The following is a 19,515-nucleotide window of genomic DNA, read 5'->3' on the forward strand; positions in this document are numbered from 1 at the left end:
ATTTATTCGCAGGCTTTCAGCGACATGTCGAGCGAGCGGATCTGGTGCGTCAGCGCGCCTACCGAGATGAAGTCGACGCCGCATTCGGCGTAGTCGCGCATCGTTTCGAGCGTGATGCCGCCGCTCGACTCGGTTTCGCAGCGCCCGGCGACTTTCTCGACCGCCTTGCGGGTCATTTCGGGGGTGAAGTTGTCGAACATGATGCGGTCGACGCCTCCCGCGGCGAACACCTCGTCGATATCCTCCAGCGAGCGGACCTCGCATTCGATCGGGAGGTTCTTGCCCTTGGCCGCAAGGTATTCGCGCACTCCCGTAATCGCTTGGCGGATACCGCCTGCGAAGTCGATGTGGTTGTCTTTCAGCAGAATCATGTCGAAGAGTCCCATGCGGTGGTTCTCGCCGCCGCCCAGCTTCACGGCCATCTTGTCCAGCACGCGCATCCCGGGCGTGGTCTTGCGGGTGTCGAGGACCTTGGTGTGGAGCCCCTCCAGCTTTTTGACGTAAACGGCCGTCTGGGTCGCCACGCCGCTCATGCGCTGCATGATGTTCAGCAGGATGCGCTCGGCCTGCAACAGCGAACGCAGGCGTCCCGAGACATAGAATGCTACGTCGCCGGGCACGACGCGGTCGCCGTCATGGAGTATCTGTTCGAACGTCATCTCGGGATCGAGGCGCCGGAGCACCAGCCGGGCGATCTCGATGCCGGCGATGGTGCCCTCCTGCTTGCACAGCAGGCGCATGCGTCCGTGCTCGTCGGCGGGGATGCACGAGAGCGACGTGTGGTCGCCGTCGCCGATGTCCTCCTTGATGCAGAGTTCGATCAATTCGTCTACGAAAGGTTTGTATTCGGGTTTCATGGTTCGTGGATATTTATTCTTTGATAATCAGTTTGCCTTCGTATTCCATCCGGTAGGTTTTTTCCAGTCTGGGGACAGTGCATGTGAAGCTGACACGGCAGTTGACGCCGTCGATCGACCCTTCGACCTCGGTGAGTGTGTAGGAGGGCAGGGGTTGGTAGCCGTCCTGACCGGGCACGATTGCTTCGGGCACAATGCTTTCTTCGGAAAAAGCGATCGAATTGCCCTTACCGGTGTAGTGGGTATGCGGTATTTTCATTTCGAAGGGCGGCATACTGGCCGCAAAGCGGGTCTTGTGCATGTAGAGGGAGAAATATTCCGAATCGCCCGAGGGACCTCCGGCGAATTCGAACAGGGCTTCGTCGTCGGTGTAGGTGTCGCCCGTGTCATCCGTAGCGACCGCGCGGCCGTAGAAGAACATGTTGATACCTTGGAGATGCCCGTCGACGATGCCGTCGTTGGTCGAGGCGTAACGGATCTTGGGTGCGCCGTCGTCGTCGTTGCAGGCTGCGAAAGCCGCGGCGGCGAACAGGAGGAAGAGGATTTTTTTCATGCGTCGGTATTTTTAGATGTTTATATTCAGGGTGATGCCGAAAGTCCGGGGGCGTCCGCGCTGGACGAACTCGTTGCCGATCGACTTGAAATAGAATACGTTGTAATTCGTTCCCGAAAGGTTGCGGCTCCAGATGTCGAGCGAATAGCGCTTGTGTTCGAAGCGTACCGAGGCATCCACGAGGGCGTAGAACGGCTGCGAGAGCGAGTTCTCCTCGTTCCACCAGATACGCCCCGCACAGCGGACCCCGGCCTGCAGGACCAGATCGCCCAGCCACCTTACACCCGTCGGGATGGTCCATGCCGCTCCGGCCGAAAAGGTGTGCTGCGGAGCGTAGGGAATGCGGTTGTCCTTGAAATCCTCGATGCCGTTGTCGTAACGCACGAACCGGGCGTCGGTGTACCCGTAGGCGGCGTTGATCTCCAGCGACCGCCACGGCGTGAACTGGATGGCCGCTTCGGCCCCGACGCTGCGCGTGCGGCCCGCATTGGTCATCATGCGGCCCGTGGCCGTCCCCTCGGGAAATACCGTGAGCTGCTGGTCGCGGACGTCGATCCAGAACACCGCGAAATCGCCCCGCACGGCGCCGTCCACGCATGAGAAATGTCCGCCCAACTCGTAGTTCCAACTATATTCGGGCTCGTAGGACATCAGGTCGGGTTCTTCATAGGGGATTCCCGAGGCCATCTGCCATTTGATTTTTTCCTGCAGGATGTCCGAGAACATCTGCGTGTTGAATCCCCCGGCCTTGTAGCCCCGGGCTATGGAGACGTAGAGGTTGCGCACCTCGTCGAAGCAGTACATGGCCGAGAATTTCGGGAGTATTTCGGTGTAGGAATGGGCGATCTCGTTCGTCTCGTCGATGTTGATCCGGATGGGTGCCGGCGCTCCGCCGTTGACACTCAGGGAGTAGTCCATGCCGGCCTTGCTGTGGTAACGCAGCCGGGTGCGCTCGTAATCGGCGCGGATGCCGGCCGTGAGCCGCCAACGGCCCAGCGTGAAGCGGGATTCGTGGTAGAGCGCCGCACCGTACGAGGGCATGCGGAAATCGGAATAAAGCGGCAGTTCCTCCGCATCCATCGTGTAGACCAGATCGGGGCTGACGTTGGCGTTTTTGAGGATCAGCTCCTCGATGCCCGTCCGCTTGAAATGCACCGGGGCGTCCATCGTCCCGTGGCGGTAAAATCCGAATGCCCCGAACAGCCAGCCGTAGCGGCGTCCGTCGCGCGAGCGGAATACGACGTCCTCGGTGACGGTATGTTCCCGCCGGGCCTGTTTGAGCGTGAAATAGCTCAGGGGCAGGAAATCCTGATCGAGGATCATCTCGTCGTCGGAGTACTGGTAGGAGGTGATCGACGAAACGGCGAATTTTTCGGCGTCGTAGCGCACCGTGAGACCGTCGCTGATCGTCGTGCGGCGGTATGTGCAGGGATCGTTGTAGCTGATCTCCCCGTTGCGGATGACGGTCTGGCCGTCGTGTACGATGTCCTCGCCGACATAGGCATAGGGGTAGCCGCCCTGATCCAGCACCGAGAACGAGAGGGTGTTGTCGATGCGGAGCCCCTTGCGGTTGCGCCACTGGGTCTTCCAGCGACCGCCGCCCAGCCGCTCCCAGTCGCACTTTTCGCCCGTGTACTGATTTTCGAAAAAGCCGCCCGTATGGGTGTAATAGCCCGTCACGGCCATGCCGAGATCGGGCGAGAGCTTGTAGTAGGACGACGCCCGGAAGCGGTAGGAATCCCCGCTGCCGTATTCGGCCGTCAGCCGCACCCCTTCGTACGAGAGCGGCGAGAGGGTGTAGACGTTCACCACGCCGCCCATCGTGTTGCGGCCGTAGAGCGTCGACTGGGGACCCCGCAGCACCTCGATGCGCTCGGCGTCGGCCAGCTCCGTGTCGAAATTATCCTTGTTGAGTACGGGTACGTTGTCGATGTTGAGCCCGATCACCGGCTGGTCAATGCGCGCTCCGAGTCCCCGCACATAGATCGACGAGGTCATGCGCGAACCGTAGTCCGGGACGTGGAAATTGGGAACCGTCTGCGAGAGGTTTTTCAGCGCTCCGATGTGCCGGCGTTCGATGGCGCGGCTGCCGACGATCGATGCCGCAACGGGCTGCGACCGTAGTACGAGCCCCTGTTTGATGGCTGTCACCTGCACCTTGTCCACCACGATCACCGTGTCGGCCGCTTCCGTGCCCGACGCCGGTCCCTCCTCGCCGGAGGTGCGGCCTGCGGTCGTGGCGGCCAGCAGCAGGAGCGGTATGGCTATCAGCTTGCGGTGCATTCTTGAACGGGATTTTTCAGAGCTACAAAGTAACGGATTTATTTCGAACCGTGCAATCCTAATTTATGAGGAGGGACCTACATCCCGTCCGGGTCGGCGTAGCCCGCGGCCAGTGCATAGACCACCAGCCCTGCCACCGAACGGATACCGAGTTTCTCCATGATGTTGCGGCGATGGGAAATCACCGTCGTCAGCCCGATGCCGAGACGGTCGGCGATCTGCTTGTTGATGAGCCCCCGGGCGACGAGCGCCAGCACTTCGGCTTCACGCTCCGAGAGCGGCTGCCCGGCCTGCGGCAACTCCGGCAGGGTGTGTTCCGGACGGCGGACGCTGCGCTGCATCTGCACCAGCGCGTGCACGAACTCCTCCTCATCGGTCTGCACGTCGATGCAGTGCATTCCGGCATGCGGCTGTCCGGCCGTGAGCAGGATGGTCTTGTGCTGCCGGGCGCGGAAGTAGGCGTTGTGAGCCGCGAAGGTCTGCGCCGCCACGAAATAGTGGATGAACCGCTCCGGCTCCGCTTCGACGAAATCCTGAAAATCGCGGAACAGCTCGATGCCGGCCTGCGGGATCACCTTTTCCAGAATGGAGCGGAGCCCCGCGCCTACGAGGATGTTGGGGGTCAGGACGGCTATGGCGGGGCGCTGCTGCATTATTCGTGGTGGTAGGGTTCGTTGTTGAGGATGGTGAAGGCCCGGTAGATCTGCTCGGCGAAGATCGCCCGCACGATCTGGTGCGAGAAGGTCATGCGCGAGAGCGACAGCTTGGCGTCGGCGCGGGCGTAGACCTCCTCCGAGAATCCGTAGGGACCGCCGATCACCATCACGAGGCGCTTCACGCCGCTGTTCATGCGTTTTTGCAGCCACAGCGCGAACTCCACCGAGCGGAACTCCGTTCCCCGCTCGTCGAGCAGCGCCACATAGTCGCCGTCGGTGAGCTGGCGCAGGATGGCTTCACCCTCGGCCGTGCGCTGCTGCTTGACGGTCAGACTCTTGGTGTTGCGCACGTCGGGCAGGGTGGTGACCGCGAATTTGCAGTAGAAATTCACGCGCCGGGCATACAGCTCCACCAGCGCGGCGACCTCCTTCGAATCGGTTTTGCCGATGACGATCAGTTCGAGGGTCATTTCTACGACCCGAATAATTCGTTCAGCATACGGGCGAGCCTGTATCCGGCTTTGCGAATCTGGTGTTCTACCAGTGGCACGGCTTGATTCAGAAAATCCTGACCCAGCCGTGCATCGGGCTGCGCCCATTCGAACTGCACTTCGCATGTCACGGCGTTGTCGTGGAGCCAGTCGCGCGGCGTGCCTGCTGCAATAGCCCGTTTTTCGGATTTCCGTACGCGGTCCAGCTCGTCGGCCCATTCACTGACCGACCAGATGCGTGCGGTGGTGATGACCTCATTGTCCCAGACGCTGTGGATATGGAATTTGTGGGGTTTGTGGAATTTGTCCTCGAACAACACGTTGTAATTTATGTTGTGCGTCGTGTAGATGACGTGTCCGGGGCAGTGCATGTCGCCGACCAGATGGATGATGTATTTGAGGTTGACGGCTACGGCCGAATCGGGGAGATTTCGGTAGTTTTTCAGGTTTTCGACAGCCTGTTCCAGCCCGTAAATCGCATTGCCCTTCGGGGTAAGCATCGAATCCTCGTAACATAGTTCGGCGTTGACCGGCACTACATGCCATGCGGAGGTGAAGGCATATTCCGGGGTGTGGCGGTATTCGTCCATCCACTTGGCATAATAAACGATAGAGTGGCCTCCGAGGTATTTCTCAATGCGCTTTTTGGCCTTCTTCGTCAAGTTGCGTTCGGCGATTTTGGCGATGGTCTCATGTCCTTCACGGCCCCATCCGAAAGCACTTCCGGAGCTGAGGAGACCTGCGAAGAAGAAGAGGATCAACAGTTTTTTCATAGCGGAGTTTGGTTATGGGTTACAGATCCGTGTTCCACTCCCCGTCGGCGTCGGCATAGATCACCGGACGGGATTTCTCGACCGACTTCAACCACTGATAGGCCTTGTACATGTTGTATCCGTTGCCCGAGGGACCGCCCAGCGAGTAGGCGACGACGCAGGTGAAGTTGCGCGAACGGTAATACATCGCCTTCACGCGTTCCAGATACTCCTCCGCGAATTTCGGGTCGTTCGACGGCGTTCCCCCGACCGTGCGGTCGCCGCTGTGCTCCGGGGCGTTGATGTTCGCCTGATCGATGACGTAGAGCCCCAGTTCGTCGCACAGTTCATAGAACCACGCCGGCTGCGGATAGTCCGGGCAGACCGTGTTTTTGCCTTTGGCCTTCAGCGCCCTGAGCTCCGCGAGGGCCGTCTTGCGGTCGGCGGCGGCGTTGTAGCGGGCCTTTTCCAGCTTGAGCTCCTTGCCCAGCCGCATGATGCGTCCGTCGACGAGCTCGGTCTTGCCGAACCCGATCTTCAGGGGCATATACTCCTTGTAGACGCCGTTGCGGCGCGTGAAGAGCATCACCTTGTAGAGCGGCGGGGTCTTGCTCCCGGCCTCCCATTTGTTGTCGTAGGTGTGGTAGATGAACGGCGAGAAGCGCACCGTGTCGGTCGAGCGGCCCGGAATGGTGATCTCGGTCATGTTGAACTCGAGCAGCTTGCCCTGCGGCGAATAGATGTCGTAACCCACCGTGACGGGCTCGTCGTAGTTGAACGCATTCTGCGCCACGATCCGCAGGTCCAGCATCCCGAAGTCGCGTCCCAGCGAGTCGGGCACCAGCCCGATTTCGAAATCGGCGATCGAACGTTTGTTCTGGTAATAGAGGTAGCTGTTTTCGAACGACATGCGGGCGGCGGGGGCTTCGGCGTCGAGCTGTCGGGCGGGGTTGTCGTTGCGCATCAGCAGTTTGAAGTTGTTGACGCCCTCGCGGATATAGGGGGTCAGGTCGAATTCCGCGGGCGTCAGCGGGTCGCTGACCTCGGCCACCTGACGGTCGTTGAGCCAGAGCGAGTAGGCCGAGCCGGGATTTTCCAGATGCAGGTAGACCACGCCGTCGGTCCAAGCAAACGGAATTTCGATCTCCTGCCCGAGAATGGCATAAAGGGGACCTTCGGTCGTAACCGTCACTTCGGGACTGAAAGCCTTCCAGTAAGCTCCGGCTTCGCGGTTGCGGGCGTCGGCGTCGTGGCGTGCGTCGTAGGGTACGACCTCCGTGCGGTAGATGCGGCCTCCCTGAGAGGTCATCGGAACGGGGTTTCGCTCCTCTTGGGCCGCAACTGCAAGCGTGCAGGCTGCCAGCGCAGCCGTCAGTATCGTTCGTTTCATCGTATACAGGGGTGTATAATCCGGACAAAGATAAACAAAAGTTGGATGGGTTCAAAACGGAATCGTATGCAGTTCGGTAAAACAATCCGACTTATAGAAGTGTCGTTACGACACCAAAGGTATTTTTTTTTGCCAAATCGCAAATAATAGCTAACTTTGTCAATTCAGGAAAATGAGTGAAAAACAAACTATGAAAACGCAAAGAATCGCAGAAATTCTGAAGTCGGGCGTCGTGGACACCGACATCGTCGTCAAAGGCTGGGTGCGCACCAAGCGCGGGAACAAGAACGTGGCGTTCATCGCCCTGAACGACGGGTCGTGCGTAAATAATATACAGGTGGTGGTCGATCTGGCGAAAATCTCCGAGGAGGTGCTCAAACCCGTCACCACGGGCGCCTGCATCCGTGTCGACGGCCGTCTGGTCGCATCGCCGGGCGCGGGACAGGGCGTCGAGGTGCAGGCCGAAAAGATCGAGATTTACGGTACGGCCGATCCCGAGAGCTATCCCCTGCAGAAGAAGGGACACTCGCTGGAGTTCCTGCGCGATATCGCCTACCTGCGTCCGCGCACGAACACCTTCGGTGCGGTGCTCCGCATCCGTCACGCCATGGCCTATGCCATCCACGAATATTTCAACAACCACGGTTTCTACTATTTCCATACCCCGATCATCACGGCTTCGGACTGCGAGGGTGCCGGCGCGATGTTTCAGGTGACGACGCTCGACCTGAACAACCTGCCCCGGACCGAGGAGGGGGCGGTCGACTATGCGCAGGACTTCTTCGGCAAGTCGTGCAACCTCACCGTGTCGGGCCAGCTCGAGGGTGAGCTGGGCGCGCTGTCGCTGGGCCGCATCTATACGTTCGGTCCCACGTTCCGTGCCGAAAACTCCAACACCCCGCGCCATGCGTCGGAGTTCTGGATGATCGAGCCCGAAGCGGCGTTCTTCGAGCTGGAGGACAACATGGAGCTGGCCGAGGATTTCTTGAAATACCTGATTCGTTATGCGCTGGAACATTGCGCCGAGGACCTCGAGTTTATGAACAAGATGTGGGACAAGGGCCTGCTGGAGCGTCTGCACTTCGTTTTGGAGCACGACTTCAAGCGCCTCGACTACACCGAGGGCATCGAGATACTGAAGGCTTCGGGTCGCAAGTTCGAATTCCCCTGCGACTGGGGCTGTGATCTCCAGTCGGAGCACGAGCGCTACCTCGTGGAGGAGCATTTCAAGCGTCCGGTCATCCTCATCAACTACCCCAAGGAGATCAAGGCGTTCTACATGAAGCAGAACGACGACGGCAAGACCGTGCGTGCGATGGACGTGCTGTTCCCCGGCATCGGCGAGATCATCGGCGGTTCGGAGCGCGAGGCCGACTACACGAAACTCCACAACCGCGTGACCGAGCTCGGTATGAGCGAGCGCGAACTCTGGTGGTACCTCGACACCCGCCGCTGGGGATCGGCGCCCCACTCGGGCTTCGGGCTGGGCTTCGACCGCCTGCTGCTCTTCGTGACCGGCATGACCAACATCCGCGACGTGCAGCCGTTCCCCCGGACGCCGCAACACGCCGATTTCTAACGAAAGCCGTCCGAGTGCGGCACCTTCCGGCTTTCCCTCGCCGTCCGCGACAGTCACATACCTGAGTATGCTCCTGCCGCTGCCGACTTCACGAAAACCGGAATCTGTCCGCCCTGAACGACTTTCGAAGAATAACCGAGCAAGACCAAACCCGATAAATGAAGAGACCAAATTCGGAATGCTGAATAATTCTTAATTTGGACCCTATATGGCTATTAATCAGAAACAGGTACTTTCGCTTCAGCAGAAGCTCTCTCCGCAGCAGATTCAGATGATCAAGCTGCTGGAGCTGCCCGCCGTGCAGCTCGAGCAGCGCATCAAACAGGAGATCGAGGACAACATCGTTCTGGAAGAAGAGGAACGCTCCTCGGAGGACGACGAACAACCCCAGCAGATCTCCGTCGACGAATACCTGCACGACGACGACACGCCGTCGTACAAGAGCCGCATCAACAACTTCTCGAAGGACGACAAACAGCGCCCGGTCTATCTGACCGAGGGGCGTTCGCTGCAGGAGTATCTGATCGAACAACTGCGCTACCGGAATCTTCCCGAGCGGGACATGCGGCTGGCGGTCTATCTGGTCGGGAGCATCGACGAGGACGGCTACCTGCGCCGCGATCTGGAGTCCGTGGCCGACGACATCGCCTTTACGGTGGGTGTCGAGACCACGGCCGGGGAGCTCGAACGCCTGCTGGACATCATCCACGAACTGGAGCCCGCCGGTATCGGCGCCCGCGACCTGCGGGAATGCCTGCTGTTGCAGATGGCCCAGATGCCGATCAACACCCGCCCGCGGCGGCTGGCCCGCAAGATATTGACCAACTATTTCGACGAGTTCGTCAAGAAGCACTACGAGAAGTTGATGGCGCGGCTGCAAATCTCCGAGGACGATTTCCGCGAGGCGATCGCCGAGATCCGCCACCTGTCGCCCAAGCCCGGCAACCTCTACGCCGAGGGCGGCACGGACACCACGCCCTACATCATCCCGGATTTCATCCTCGATTATCAGGACGGGCGGTTCACCCTCTCGCTGAACTCCTATAACGTCCCCGAGGTGCGCGTCAACCGCCGCTACATGGAGATGATCCGCGAGATGGTGGGTTCGGACGGCCGCGTCCGGGACAAGGACAAGGAGGCGATCCAGTTCGTGAAGAGCAAGATCGACTCGGCGAAGTGGTTCATCTCGGCCATCAAGCAGCGCCACGACACGCTGATGCGCACGATGCAGACCATTCTGGACTATCAGGAGGAGTATTTCAAGGACGGCGACAAGTCGAAGCTCCGGCCGATGATCCTCAAGGACATCGCCGACCGCACGGGGCTCGACGTTTCGACCATCTCGCGCGTGGTGAACAGCAAATATGTGCAGACGCAGTTCGGGATCATCCTCCTGAAATCGCTCTTTTCGGAGGCCATGCAGACCGATTCGGGCGAGGAGGTGTCGAGCTACGAGATCAAGAACATCCTGCAGGAGTGCATCGACGAGGAGGACAAGCGCCGTCCGCTGACCGACGAGACGCTGATGGACATCCTCAATTCGAAGGGCTACCGCATCGCCCGCCGCACCGTGGCCAAATACCGCGAAATGCTCGGGATTCCGGTAGCGCGTTTGAGGAAACAAATATGATGAAGTACCGTCAGATTGCTCTCCGCTGCTGTTGTCGCCGCCTATGGCGTCGTTTGCAAGTCTGACCCACCCCCAAACCCCCGCCTCAGGCGGGGGCTTGTCGCGACGCAACCGGGATTTCGCCCGGAAGATCGCGTGAGATTACATTAATGAATGAAGCAATGGATTATAAAAAACTTTCTACCGGCATATCTTGGGTCCTGCATCCGTTCCTGCTGCCGATCTATATGATGGCGGTGCTGCTGACGATGACCACCTTCGCCCATTACCCCTCGAACGTGAAGTTCTATCTGCTGTGGGTGGTGGTGCTCTATGCCGTCGTCATTCCCGTGCTGGCGCTCGGGGTGCTGCGGTCGCTGGGGCGCATTTCGGACTACCGCGTCGACGACCGGCGCGAGCGGATGCTGCCGCTGCTGGTCGGGGCGCTCTGTTATATCCTCTGCGCCATCACCATTGCCAAAATCCCTTCGGCGATGTTCCTGCGCAAGTTCATGCTCGCCGCGGCCTGTTGCGAACTGCTGTGCCTCGGGGTGTCGCTCTATTGGAAGATCAGCCTCCACCTGACGGGCATGGGCGCCGTCGTTGCGCTGCTGGTGGTGATGAACGTCGTGGGCGTGGGCAACATGATGGTGCCGCTCATGGCGGCCATCCTCTGCGCCGGGGCGCTGGCTTCGGCGCGCCTCTACTTGGGGTGTCACAACGGACGGCAGGTGTTGGCCGGATTCTGCGGCGGTTTCGCCGTTTCGGTACTCGCCGTACTCTTTTTATAAGGTAAAATAAGCTCTCGCAGTCGCTTGCGGCCAGGGATCTCCCTCTCGGGGACGGATAGGAAATCCGTCCCCTTTTTTTCGTCACTCCTGTTGTTTCGGGCGGATGTGTGCGCACACATCCTGCAGAAATGTATGATTGTTTCAATCAGATGTACGCAAGTTTCAGTCTTCCGGGATGCCTTATTTTAAGTTTGCAGTACCGGAAGAGTGTAATTATTTAAAAATTTAAATAATGGCAAGCTGAAACAAGACAAATAACCTAAACCAATCAACATGAGTAAATCTACAAAGTATGCAATTTCCGGAACCGGACGATGGGGCGCACTGCGTTTCGCCGTGTTGGTTCTGGCGCTGTGTCTGCTGCAGGCGCCGGGAGCCGTTGCCGCGCCGGCTGCGGCGGCGCAGGCCGGGAATGCCGCCTCGAAACACCGTATTCAGGGTACGGTGGTCGATCAGGCCGGTGCGCCGGTGATCGGAGCCAACGTGATTGTCGAAGGTACGACGACCGGCACGACCACCGATGTGAAGGGCGCCTTCTCGCTGGAGGTTCCCGCCAAAGGTCGTCTGCAGGTCTCCTATCTGGGCTATGAGACCCAGTTGGTGACGCTGACGTCGCAGACGCAGTATGTGGTGACGCTGCAGGAGAACGCCGCGGCCATCGCCGACGTCGTGGTCGTGGGCTACGGCGTGCAGCGCAAAGAGAGCGTCGTGGGCGCCATTTCGCAGGTCAAGGGCGACGCTCTCGTGGACTCGGGCGTGTCGAACATCACCAACGCCCTCGCGGGTAAGCTCTCGGGCGTCACGACGCTCCAGACCTCGGGACAGCCGGGTCAGAACGACGCCGAGATCCTGATCCGCGGCGTCTCGAGCTTCAGCAACTCCAACCCGCTGGTGCTGGTGGACGGCGTGGAGCGCGACTTTTCGACCATCGACCCCAACGAGGTGGCCAACATCTCGGTCCTGAAGGACGCTTCGGCGACGGCCGTGTTCGGAGCCAAGGGTGCCAACGGTGTCATCATCGTCACGACCAAGAGCGGTCAGGAGGGCAAGCCGAAGATGGACTTCTCGTTCTCGACGGGTTTCGCCGTTCCGATCAACACCCCCAAGCATATCGACTCCTACCGGACGATGTCGCTGATGAACGTGGCCAAGATGAACGACCAGCTCTTCGATTCGCTCACCTCGGAGGCGGACCTCAACGAGTACCGCCGTCCCTCGTCGCGCCTCAACGCGCTGCGCTATCCCGACGTGAACTGGCTGGACGAAATGACCGACTCGTTCGCCTCGACGATCAACGCCAACTTCAACATTCAGGGCGGTACGCGCTTCGTGAAGTATTTCGCCTCGGTGGGATACGCGCACGAAGGCTCCATATTCAAAGGTGTGAACGACGGCAAGATCGACTCGCGCTACTATTACAATAGGTTCAACTTCCGCACCAACGTCGATTTCAACGTCACGCCCACGACCGTCGTGTCGTTCAAGCTGGGCGGCAACGTCGGCATCAAGAACAAGCCCCAGCCGCAGGACGGCGACGACGGCATGTGGAAATACATCTTCGGCAGCTCGACGGCCAAATACCCGATGTACTACCCCTCGTGGGTGTTGGAGGAGGTTCCCGATCTGGACTATCCGGGCGTCGTGGAGGACCGTCTGATCAGCGAGGCCGACCAGACCACGGGCAACCCCTATTACCAGATGATGCGCGGCCGCTTCATCCAGCTCACCGATTCCAAGCTCTTCTCGGACATCATCCTCAACCAGAAGCTCGACTTCATCACCAAGGGCCTCTCGGTGCAGGGCAAGGTGTCGCTGAGCACTTATTATAAATATACGACCCTGCGCACCGAGTACGACCGTCCGGCTTGGTACCTCGATTTCTCGAAGATCGGCACCGACGAGAACGCATGGCGCCGCACGGGCGACAACGGCTATCTCTATGTGCCCAATCCGGTCTATACGACGGCCGGCAACGCGCTGCAGGACGGCTACTACCTCGACCTCTATTACGACATCTCGCTCAACTACAACCGCACCTTCGGCCGCCACAACGTGACGGGGCTGGTGCTCTTCAACCGGCAGGAGCAGGACAAGGGTTCGGATTTCCCCTACTACAACGAAGCGATCGTGGCGCGCGCCACCTACGATTTCGCCCATAAGTATCTCGTCGAGGTCAACATGGGTTACACGGGTTCGGAGCGTTTCGCCCCGGGCAACCGCTTCGGTTTCTTCCCCTCGGGCGCTGTGGGATGGGTGGTTTCGGAGGAGCGTTTCTTCGAGCCGCTGAAACCGTGGTTCAGCAAGCTGAAACTCCGCTATTCGCAGGGTCTGGTCGGCAGCGACTACGCCAACAACCGCTGGCTCTACATGAGCGAATTCTCGAAGGACTCCAACGGCAACATCGTCGAGGACAAGATCGCCAACAGCTCGGTGCAGTGGGAGCAGGCCATGAAACGCGACCTCGGCATCGAGATGAGCTTCCTCCGGGACGAACTCCACCTGAGCGTGGACCTCTTCGACGAGAAGCGCGACAAGATGCTCATCTCGGTGGACAACACGACCCCGATGTGGATCGGCAATACCTCGAAGGAGCTCAACAAGGGTAAGATCAAGAAGCACGGCATCGAGCTGGAACTCTCTTACCGCAAACAACTGAACAAGGACTGGACGATCTTTCTGGGCGGCAACTTCTCGTTCAACGAGAACCGCATCCTCTATGCCGACGACGCCCTCTACGCCCTTGCGCACCAGCGCAAGGTCGGGACGGCCTTGGGTGCACAGCTCAGCGGCGCGTACCTCGTGGGCAACGGCTACCTCACGTCGGTGGACGACATCCACAGCAACTTCCTGCCCGGCAAGGTCAGCGACGTGGTGGTCGGCGACTACAAGTTCCTCGACTTCACGGGCGACGGCAAGATCGACAAGGACGACCTCGCACGCATGGAGGGTTCGCTCAATCCCCCGATCGCCTATGCCTTCAACGCGGGTTTCAAGTGGAAGGGCCTCGACGTGAACGTCCTCTTCCAAGGCTATGCCAAGAAATGGGTCAACTTCGACCAGATGTACGAATGGGAGTTCTACAAGGGCAACTACCGCACCCACCTTTCGTCGCTCGACTACTGGTCGCCGTCGAATCCCGGCGGCAACCACGGAGCCGTACACTACACCGCTTCGTCGCAGGTCAACATGAACTGGTCGGGCTACAATGAGAGTGCGACGACGGGCGGTTACAACGCCAAACTCGCCGGCCGCTCGTGGCGCCGCGCCGACTACCTGCGTCTGAAGGAGGTTTCGATCGGCTACACATGGAGCGGTCCGAAGATCAAGCAGGCGCTGGGCGTGCGTGCCCTGAAAGTGTACGCCACGGGTAACAACCTGCTGACCTTCACCGACCTGCTCGAGGGCGATCCCGAAAACAAGTACCTCGTGTGGGGTCAGTATCCGCAGATGATGACCATCAAACTGGGTCTTCAGGTATCGTTCTAACCCCAAAAACGCAAACAGACCATGAAACATATATTGACAAAGGTATTGAGCTGGGCGATGCTGGCGGCGGTTGCCGCGGGCAGCACTTCGTGCCTGAACGAATATCTCGACAAGGCACCCGACGCCGGACTGGACGAAAAGGAGGTTTTCTCGAAGTACGCCAACTTCAAGAGCTACTTCAACGCGGCCTACAACGGAGCCAATTTCAACATCAAGGCCCACTATCCGCTGTGGTTCGCCGGCAACAACCAGAAATACACGATGGAGGGCCTTACCGACATGTGCGACATGACCCGTATCCAGCGCTGCCAGCCCGGCCGCATGGGCGATGGTTCGACTGTGACCTATGCCACAGGCTACAACAACGAGTCGAAGACCGCGAAGGTTCCCTATTCGTGGAAGTCGATCCGCGTGGCCAACATGGCCATCCGCAACATCGACATGCTGCAGGACGCCACCGACCGTGAGAAGAAGGACCTGCTGGCGCAGGCTTACTTCGTGCGTGCCTACTGCCATTTCGAACTCTTCCGCCTCTACGGTTCGCTGCCCTACATCGACAAGGTGATGGGCTCGGAGGACGAGTGGGACCTGCCGCGCCTGTCGGACAACGACATGTTGCAGCGCATCGCCGCCGATTTCCAGACCGCGGCCGACATCTTCGATCAGGCGGGCCTGATGCGCCGTGACCCGGCTTCGGGCTCGGGACACCTCTCGGCCTCGGATCAGGACAAGCCCAACGGTGTGACGGCGCTGGCCATGAAGGGCCGTGCACTGCTCTATGCCGCCAGCCCGCTGAGCAATCCCGGCAACGACATCACCCGCTGGGAGGCGGCTGCCGAGGCCAACTGGACGGCGCTGAAGAGTGCGCTCGACTACGGCTACCTCCTGCTCGCCAAGGAGAAGTATACCGACAACTTCTACGGTACGAAATACACCAACGAGCAGTTGTGGGCCTATACGAGCGGCAGCACGACCAACTACAACAACGACCGCGTGCAGGCTTTCGTGCCCTATTGCTTCTCGAACAACGCCTTCAGCTCGGGACAGTGCCCGACGCAGAATTTCGTCGACAAGTTCGAGACCGCCGGCGGTTGGCCGCTCAATACCCCCGAGGAGCGTGCCGCTGCGACCGCTGCCGGGCAGTATAACGAGCAGAACCCCTATACGAACCGCGATCCGCGCTTCGATTTCGTGGTGATCTACAACCAGAAGCCGGTGCAGGGCTACGGCAACGCCTCGATCTATGTGAACGAGGACGGCAGCCTGCCTTCGGGATCGCTGATCCAGAAGCGCAGCGGCAGCGAGGACGGTGTTTCGGAGACCTTCTACTACGAGCAGAAGCGCACGGGCGCCCTTTCGAACAAGGGCGTGCAGAACCTGCTGCTGACCGATCCGATCATTCGTCTGGCGGAGGTCTACCTCAACTATGCCGAAGCGGCCAACGAGGCCTACGGTCCCGACGGACTGGCTCCCGGCGCCACGATGACGGCCCTTCAGGCGCTGAACACGGTGCGCGACCGGGTCGGGATGCCTGCCGTGCTCGACGCCTACACGACCGATAAGGACGCCCTGCGTCCGCGCATCAAGAACGAGCGCACCGTCGAACTCTGCTTCGAAGGCTACCACTATTTCTGCGACATCCGCCGCTGGAAGGATGCGCCCGCGATCCACCGCACGCGGCTGACGGGCATGCGCGTCACCAAACTCTCGGCGGGGGCTACGGCGCAGTATCCCACGGGCTTCCGTTACGAGCGGTTCGAACTGCCTTCGAACCGTCAGATCGCATGGAAGAACGACGGTATGTACTATGTGCAGTTCCAGACGAGCGACCTGCTCAAAATGAAGAACTATGTACCCAACGAGGCGTGGTAGTGTTAATCGCATAATGAGAAAATTTATGAAACATATCTTGTTTTCACAGTCTAAATACGCTGCGCTGCTGTGCATGCTGCTGATCCTCCCGGCGTGGTTCAGCCCGGCTGCGGCGCAGGCACGCAAGGCGCAGGCACGGCGGGTCGACGTCTCCGTCGCGGTGGTCACGCCCGACGGGAAGCCGGTCCCCAATGCCGATCTCACGGTGGGCGAGGGTGCGCAGCACCTGAAAGCCGACGAAGCGGGCCGCATCGTCTTTTCCGTCGCACCCCGCGATTTGGTGACGGTTTCGGCCGAGGGCTTCACCCCCGTCCGCGCACTGGGCAGCGCCTTGGCCGAGTCGTCGCTGGTGACGCTGACCCCCGCAATCCTGCTGGCCGGCGAGGACGACGACATTCCGCTGCCGTATACCACCCTCAAGAAACGCTGGTCGGTGGGCAGCTCGATCGTGATCCGCGGCGAGGAGCTCGAAAAATACTCCTCGACCGACATCCGCAATGCCCTGACGGGTCTGGCCAGCGGCGTTGAGGTTGCCGAGAAGTTCGGCGGCCCCGGCGTCAATCCGCTGGAGCACATCGGCCAGTACGGCGCCTCGACGCGCGTCAGCGTCACGACCCGCGGCAAGCAGATGATGTACATGGTCGACGATATCCCCGTGCAGATCGACGAGACGCCGCTCGACCCCCAGCAGATCGAGTCGATCACCATCGTCCGCGACGTGCTCGAAAAGAGCCTCTACGGACCTGCGGCCGCCAACGGCATCGTCTATATCAAGACCAAGCGCGGCCGCTACAACGACCGCTACCTGACGGTCGACGTCGAGGGCGGCGTGAACACCGTCGACCGCATGCCCGAGTATGTCAGCGGCGCCGACTATGCCCGCCTGAACAACATCGCCCGCAGCAACAGCGGTCTCGACATGCTCTATTCGCGCGACGACGTGGCGGCCTATGCCAAGAACGATCCCTACGACAAGTGGAATCCGAGCGTCGATTTCCGCGACATGATGCTCAAGAACACGATGTATTACACCAAGGCCAACGTCTCCTCGGGAGGCGGCAACGATCTGGTGCGCTACTTCGCTTTTCTGGGTTACGCCGGTGAGGACGACATCTACAAGATCGGCCCCGCGGCGAACTACAACCGCGTGAACATCAACGCCAACCTCGACATCAAACTGCACCGCTACATCCGGGCGCGCTTCGGTCTGGTTTCGACCATGGGTATCCGCAAGTCGTCCAACTACGGTTACAGTTCGAACTACTCGAGCGAGGACGCCTCGTCGAACACTACGCTCGGCGTGACCGAGTTCCCCGACATCATCAGCGACATCAACACCACGCCGGGCATCTCGTTCCCGATCTACGCCAACAACGATCCCGATCTGGAATCGCCGTGGTATGCCGTCTCGTCGCTCTACAAGCAGAATCCCGTGGCCAACATCCTCGAGAACGGCGCCTATACCGAGACCATCCGCAAGGGCCTGATCAACGTGGGCGTGGACGTCGACTTCTCGTTCCTCACTCCGGGCCTCACGTCGATGACCTACGGAGCCTACGACGCCACGAACCTCGTGCGTCTGGGTACGGCCGAGGACTATGCGGCCTACATCCTGAACAAGGGTATCGACGAGAACGGTTACGACGCGATGATTCCCGAGCAGAGCAGCAGCCACAGCGTGAAGTCGATGGCCAACAAGACCCGGCTGCTCGACTACTTCTCCAACCGCTTCTATTTCGTGCAGAAGTTCGCCTACGACCGCACCTTCGGCCGCCATGCCGTCGCTGCGTCGGCCTCCTACATGATTACCAAGCGTTCGCAGAAGTTCATCACCGAGCACCGCCGCGAGATGACCTTCGGCTTCGGCGCCCGCTACGCCTACGACGGCCGTTATCTCGTACAGGCGGCATGCAGCTATCAGGGAACCTATGCGCTGCTCAACAACCGCTGGTCGGCATCGCCGTCGGTGGGTTTGGGCTGGATCGTCTCCGAGGAGAACTTCATGAAGGAGCTCCGCGGCATCGACTTCCTGAAGCTGCGTGCCGAGGGTGGTATCCTCTACTACGACGGTTCGATGTCGGCCAACCGCGACGTCGACAACTACAAGTGGGACAGCGACGGACAGAAGTTCGGCCCCCACACGAACAACCAGTGGTTCGGAAGCACCACGAGCAACGCCGTCGACCGGCTCTACGCGCAGATGCTGGGCAACCCCAACCTGCGTTTCGAGAAGCGCCGCGAATTTACGGTCGGCATCGAGGGTCTTGCCCTCCGCCGCCGGCTGAGCTTCGAGCTCAACTACTACAACACGCTCTCCGACGGCCCCGTCACCGAGATGAAGAACGTCCTGCCGCTGCTGGCCGGCATCTCGTCGGGATCGCTCTGGATGAACTACGAGAAGACCCGCTATCAGGGCTATGAGCTGGCGCTGGGCTGGCGCGACCGGGCCGGTGACTTCTCCTACTCGGTCAACGGCTGGGCGACGTTCCAGGCTTCGAAGGTGCTCCGCGCCGACGAGCTCGACTACAAGGACGCCTATCGTTCGAAGGTCGGCTATTCGGCCTCTTCGATCTGGGGCCTGCGCTACATCGGGCAGTTCCAGAGCGACGAGGAGACGCTCGTAGTGCCGCAGCTCTTCGACGACAAGCTCCAGAAGGGCGATCTCAAGTACGAGGACATGAACGGCGACGGCCAGATCGACGACAACGACTTCTGCGTCATCGGCAACTCGACGCCCAAGATGATCTACGGCGTGAATGTCAACCTCCGCTACCGCGATTTCGACCTGACGGTAGTGGGTACGGGACGCGCTTTCTACGACATCGCGCTGACGAACGACTATTTCTGGAACGGCTGGGGCGACGGCAACTACTCGAAGTACACGCTTCGCAACGCCGGCAATCCCAACCACCCGCGCCTGACCTACAACAAGGTCAACAACAACTACAAGACCTCGACCTTCTGGCTGGAGGACGGCGGGTTCTTCAAGATCCAGACCGTCGAACTGGGCTACGAACTGCCCGTGCGCCGGCTGGGGATCACCTCGATCCGCCGCATGCGGGTCTACCTGCGCGGCAACAACCTCTGCACCCTCTCGAAGATCAAGGATGTCGATCCCGAGGCCGTCAGCTCCGGACTCACGAACTATCCGCTGATGCGCACCTTCGTGGCAGGCGTTAAGTTAACTTTCTAATTG

Annotated in this window: 13 protein-coding genes; 6 read left to right on the plus strand and 7 right to left on the minus strand. The window is 60.0% G+C overall.

The annotated features are described in order from the left end of the window. Nucleotides 1-2: 2 nt before the first annotated feature. The 7 genes from nadC to BN5935_RS08320 form a co-directional block, all read right to left on the minus strand. Complete coding sequence (gene nadC / locus BN5935_RS08290) at nt 3-857, minus strand: carboxylating nicotinate-nucleotide diphosphorylase (RefSeq protein ID WP_064975692.1); 855 nt, start codon at nt 855-857, stop codon at nt 3-5. Nucleotides 858-870: 13 nt separating this feature from the next. Further along, nucleotides 871-1,410 carry a hypothetical protein gene (locus tag BN5935_RS08295; RefSeq protein WP_064975693.1) on the minus strand — a complete coding sequence of 180 codons (540 nt, stop codon included), beginning with the start codon at nt 1,408-1,410 and terminating at the stop codon, nt 871-873. A gap of 12 nt (nt 1,411-1,422) precedes the next feature. Further along, complete coding sequence (locus BN5935_RS08300; RefSeq protein WP_064975694.1) at nt 1,423-3,693, minus strand: TonB-dependent receptor; 2,271 nt, start codon at nt 3,691-3,693, stop codon at nt 1,423-1,425. A 77-nt stretch (nt 3,694-3,770) separates the two neighbouring features. Continuing rightward, nucleotides 3,771-4,346 (minus strand): helix-turn-helix transcriptional regulator, encoded by a 576-nt coding sequence (locus tag BN5935_RS08305; RefSeq protein ID WP_064975695.1) that lies wholly within the window; start codon nt 4,344-4,346, stop codon nt 3,771-3,773. After that, nucleotides 4,346-4,819, minus strand: a complete 474-nt coding sequence (gene rlmH / locus BN5935_RS08310) for a 23S rRNA (pseudouridine(1915)-N(3))-methyltransferase RlmH (protein WP_064975696.1) — start codon at nt 4,817-4,819, stop codon at nt 4,346-4,348. Before rlmH ends, BN5935_RS08305 begins: the two co-directional genes overlap by 1 nt. 2 nt (nt 4,820-4,821) lie before the next feature. After that, nucleotides 4,822-5,613 (minus strand): S1/P1 nuclease, encoded by a 792-nt coding sequence (locus tag BN5935_RS08315; protein ID WP_064975697.1) that lies wholly within the window; start codon nt 5,611-5,613, stop codon nt 4,822-4,824. A 19-nt stretch (nt 5,614-5,632) separates the two neighbouring features. Then, nucleotides 5,633-6,982: a glycoside hydrolase family 2 TIM barrel-domain containing protein gene (locus BN5935_RS08320; protein ID WP_064975698.1), complete on the minus strand. Its 1,350-nt coding sequence runs from the start codon at nt 6,980-6,982 to the stop codon at nt 5,633-5,635. A gap of 190 nt (nt 6,983-7,172) precedes the next feature. On the opposite strand from BN5935_RS08320, the gene asnS reads away from it, so the two are divergent. From asnS to BN5935_RS08350, 6 genes are all read left to right on the plus strand, one after another. After that, nucleotides 7,173-8,561: an asparagine--tRNA ligase gene (asnS, locus tag BN5935_RS08325; RefSeq protein WP_064975699.1), complete on the plus strand. Its 1,389-nt coding sequence runs from the start codon at nt 7,173-7,175 to the stop codon at nt 8,559-8,561. Nucleotides 8,562-8,769: 208 nt separating this feature from the next. Next, entirely contained in the window at nt 8,770-10,191 is a 1,422-nt protein-coding gene (gene rpoN, locus BN5935_RS08330) for an RNA polymerase factor sigma-54 (RefSeq protein ID WP_064975700.1), read from the plus strand. A gap of 161 nt (nt 10,192-10,352) precedes the next feature. After that, a complete protein-coding gene (locus BN5935_RS08335; RefSeq protein ID WP_064975701.1) occupies nt 10,353-10,961 on the plus strand; it encodes a hypothetical protein in 609 nt (202 codons plus the stop codon). Nucleotides 10,962-11,234: 273 nt separating this feature from the next. Continuing rightward, nucleotides 11,235-14,447 carry a SusC/RagA family TonB-linked outer membrane protein gene (locus BN5935_RS08340; RefSeq protein WP_235821046.1) on the plus strand — a complete coding sequence of 1,071 codons (3,213 nt, stop codon included), beginning with the start codon at nt 11,235-11,237 and terminating at the stop codon, nt 14,445-14,447. A 21-nt stretch (nt 14,448-14,468) separates the two neighbouring features. After that, nucleotides 14,469-16,319 carry a RagB/SusD family nutrient uptake outer membrane protein gene (locus BN5935_RS08345; protein WP_235821047.1) on the plus strand — a complete coding sequence of 617 codons (1,851 nt, stop codon included), beginning with the start codon at nt 14,469-14,471 and terminating at the stop codon, nt 16,317-16,319. A gap of 25 nt (nt 16,320-16,344) precedes the next feature. After that, nucleotides 16,345-19,512: a SusC/RagA family TonB-linked outer membrane protein gene (locus BN5935_RS08350; protein ID WP_235821048.1), complete on the plus strand. Its 3,168-nt coding sequence runs from the start codon at nt 16,345-16,347 to the stop codon at nt 19,510-19,512. Nucleotides 19,513-19,515 lie beyond the last annotated feature (3 nt).

It is taken from the genome of Alistipes provencensis, assembly GCF_900083545.1.
In the GTDB taxonomy this organism is placed as follows: Bacteria; Bacteroidota; Bacteroidia; order Bacteroidales; family Rikenellaceae; genus Alistipes; species Alistipes provencensis.

Coding starts and splice junctions, on each gene's coding strand:
- BN5935_RS08335 (WP_064975701.1), top strand. CDS start 10,353: ATGGATTATAAAAAACTTTCTACCGGCATATCTTGGGTCCTGCATCCG.
- BN5935_RS08345 (WP_235821047.1), top strand. CDS start 14,469: ATGAAACATATATTGACAAAGGTATTGAGCTGGGCGATGCTGGCGGCG.
- BN5935_RS08300 (WP_064975694.1), bottom strand. CDS start 3,693: ATGCACCGCAAGCTGATAGCCATACCGCTCCTGCTGCTGGCCGCCACG.
- rpoN (WP_064975700.1), top strand. CDS start 8,770: ATGGCTATTAATCAGAAACAGGTACTTTCGCTTCAGCAGAAGCTCTCT.
- BN5935_RS08295 (WP_064975693.1), bottom strand. CDS start 1,410: ATGAAAAAAATCCTCTTCCTCCTGTTCGCCGCCGCGGCTTTCGCAGCC.
- asnS (WP_064975699.1), top strand. CDS start 7,173: ATGAAAACGCAAAGAATCGCAGAAATTCTGAAGTCGGGCGTCGTGGAC.
- BN5935_RS08340 (WP_235821046.1), top strand. CDS start 11,235: ATGAGTAAATCTACAAAGTATGCAATTTCCGGAACCGGACGATGGGGC.
- BN5935_RS08305 (WP_064975695.1), bottom strand. CDS start 4,346: ATGCAGCAGCGCCCCGCCATAGCCGTCCTGACCCCCAACATCCTCGTA.
- BN5935_RS08350 (WP_235821048.1), top strand. CDS start 16,345: ATGAAACATATCTTGTTTTCACAGTCTAAATACGCTGCGCTGCTGTGC.
- rlmH (WP_064975696.1), bottom strand. CDS start 4,819: ATGACCCTCGAACTGATCGTCATCGGCAAAACCGATTCGAAGGAGGTC.
- BN5935_RS08320 (WP_064975698.1), bottom strand. CDS start 6,982: ATGAAACGAACGATACTGACGGCTGCGCTGGCAGCCTGCACGCTTGCA.
- BN5935_RS08315 (WP_064975697.1), bottom strand. CDS start 5,613: ATGAAAAAACTGTTGATCCTCTTCTTCTTCGCAGGTCTCCTCAGCTCC.
- nadC (WP_064975692.1), bottom strand. CDS start 857: ATGAAACCCGAATACAAACCTTTCGTAGACGAATTGATCGAACTCTGC.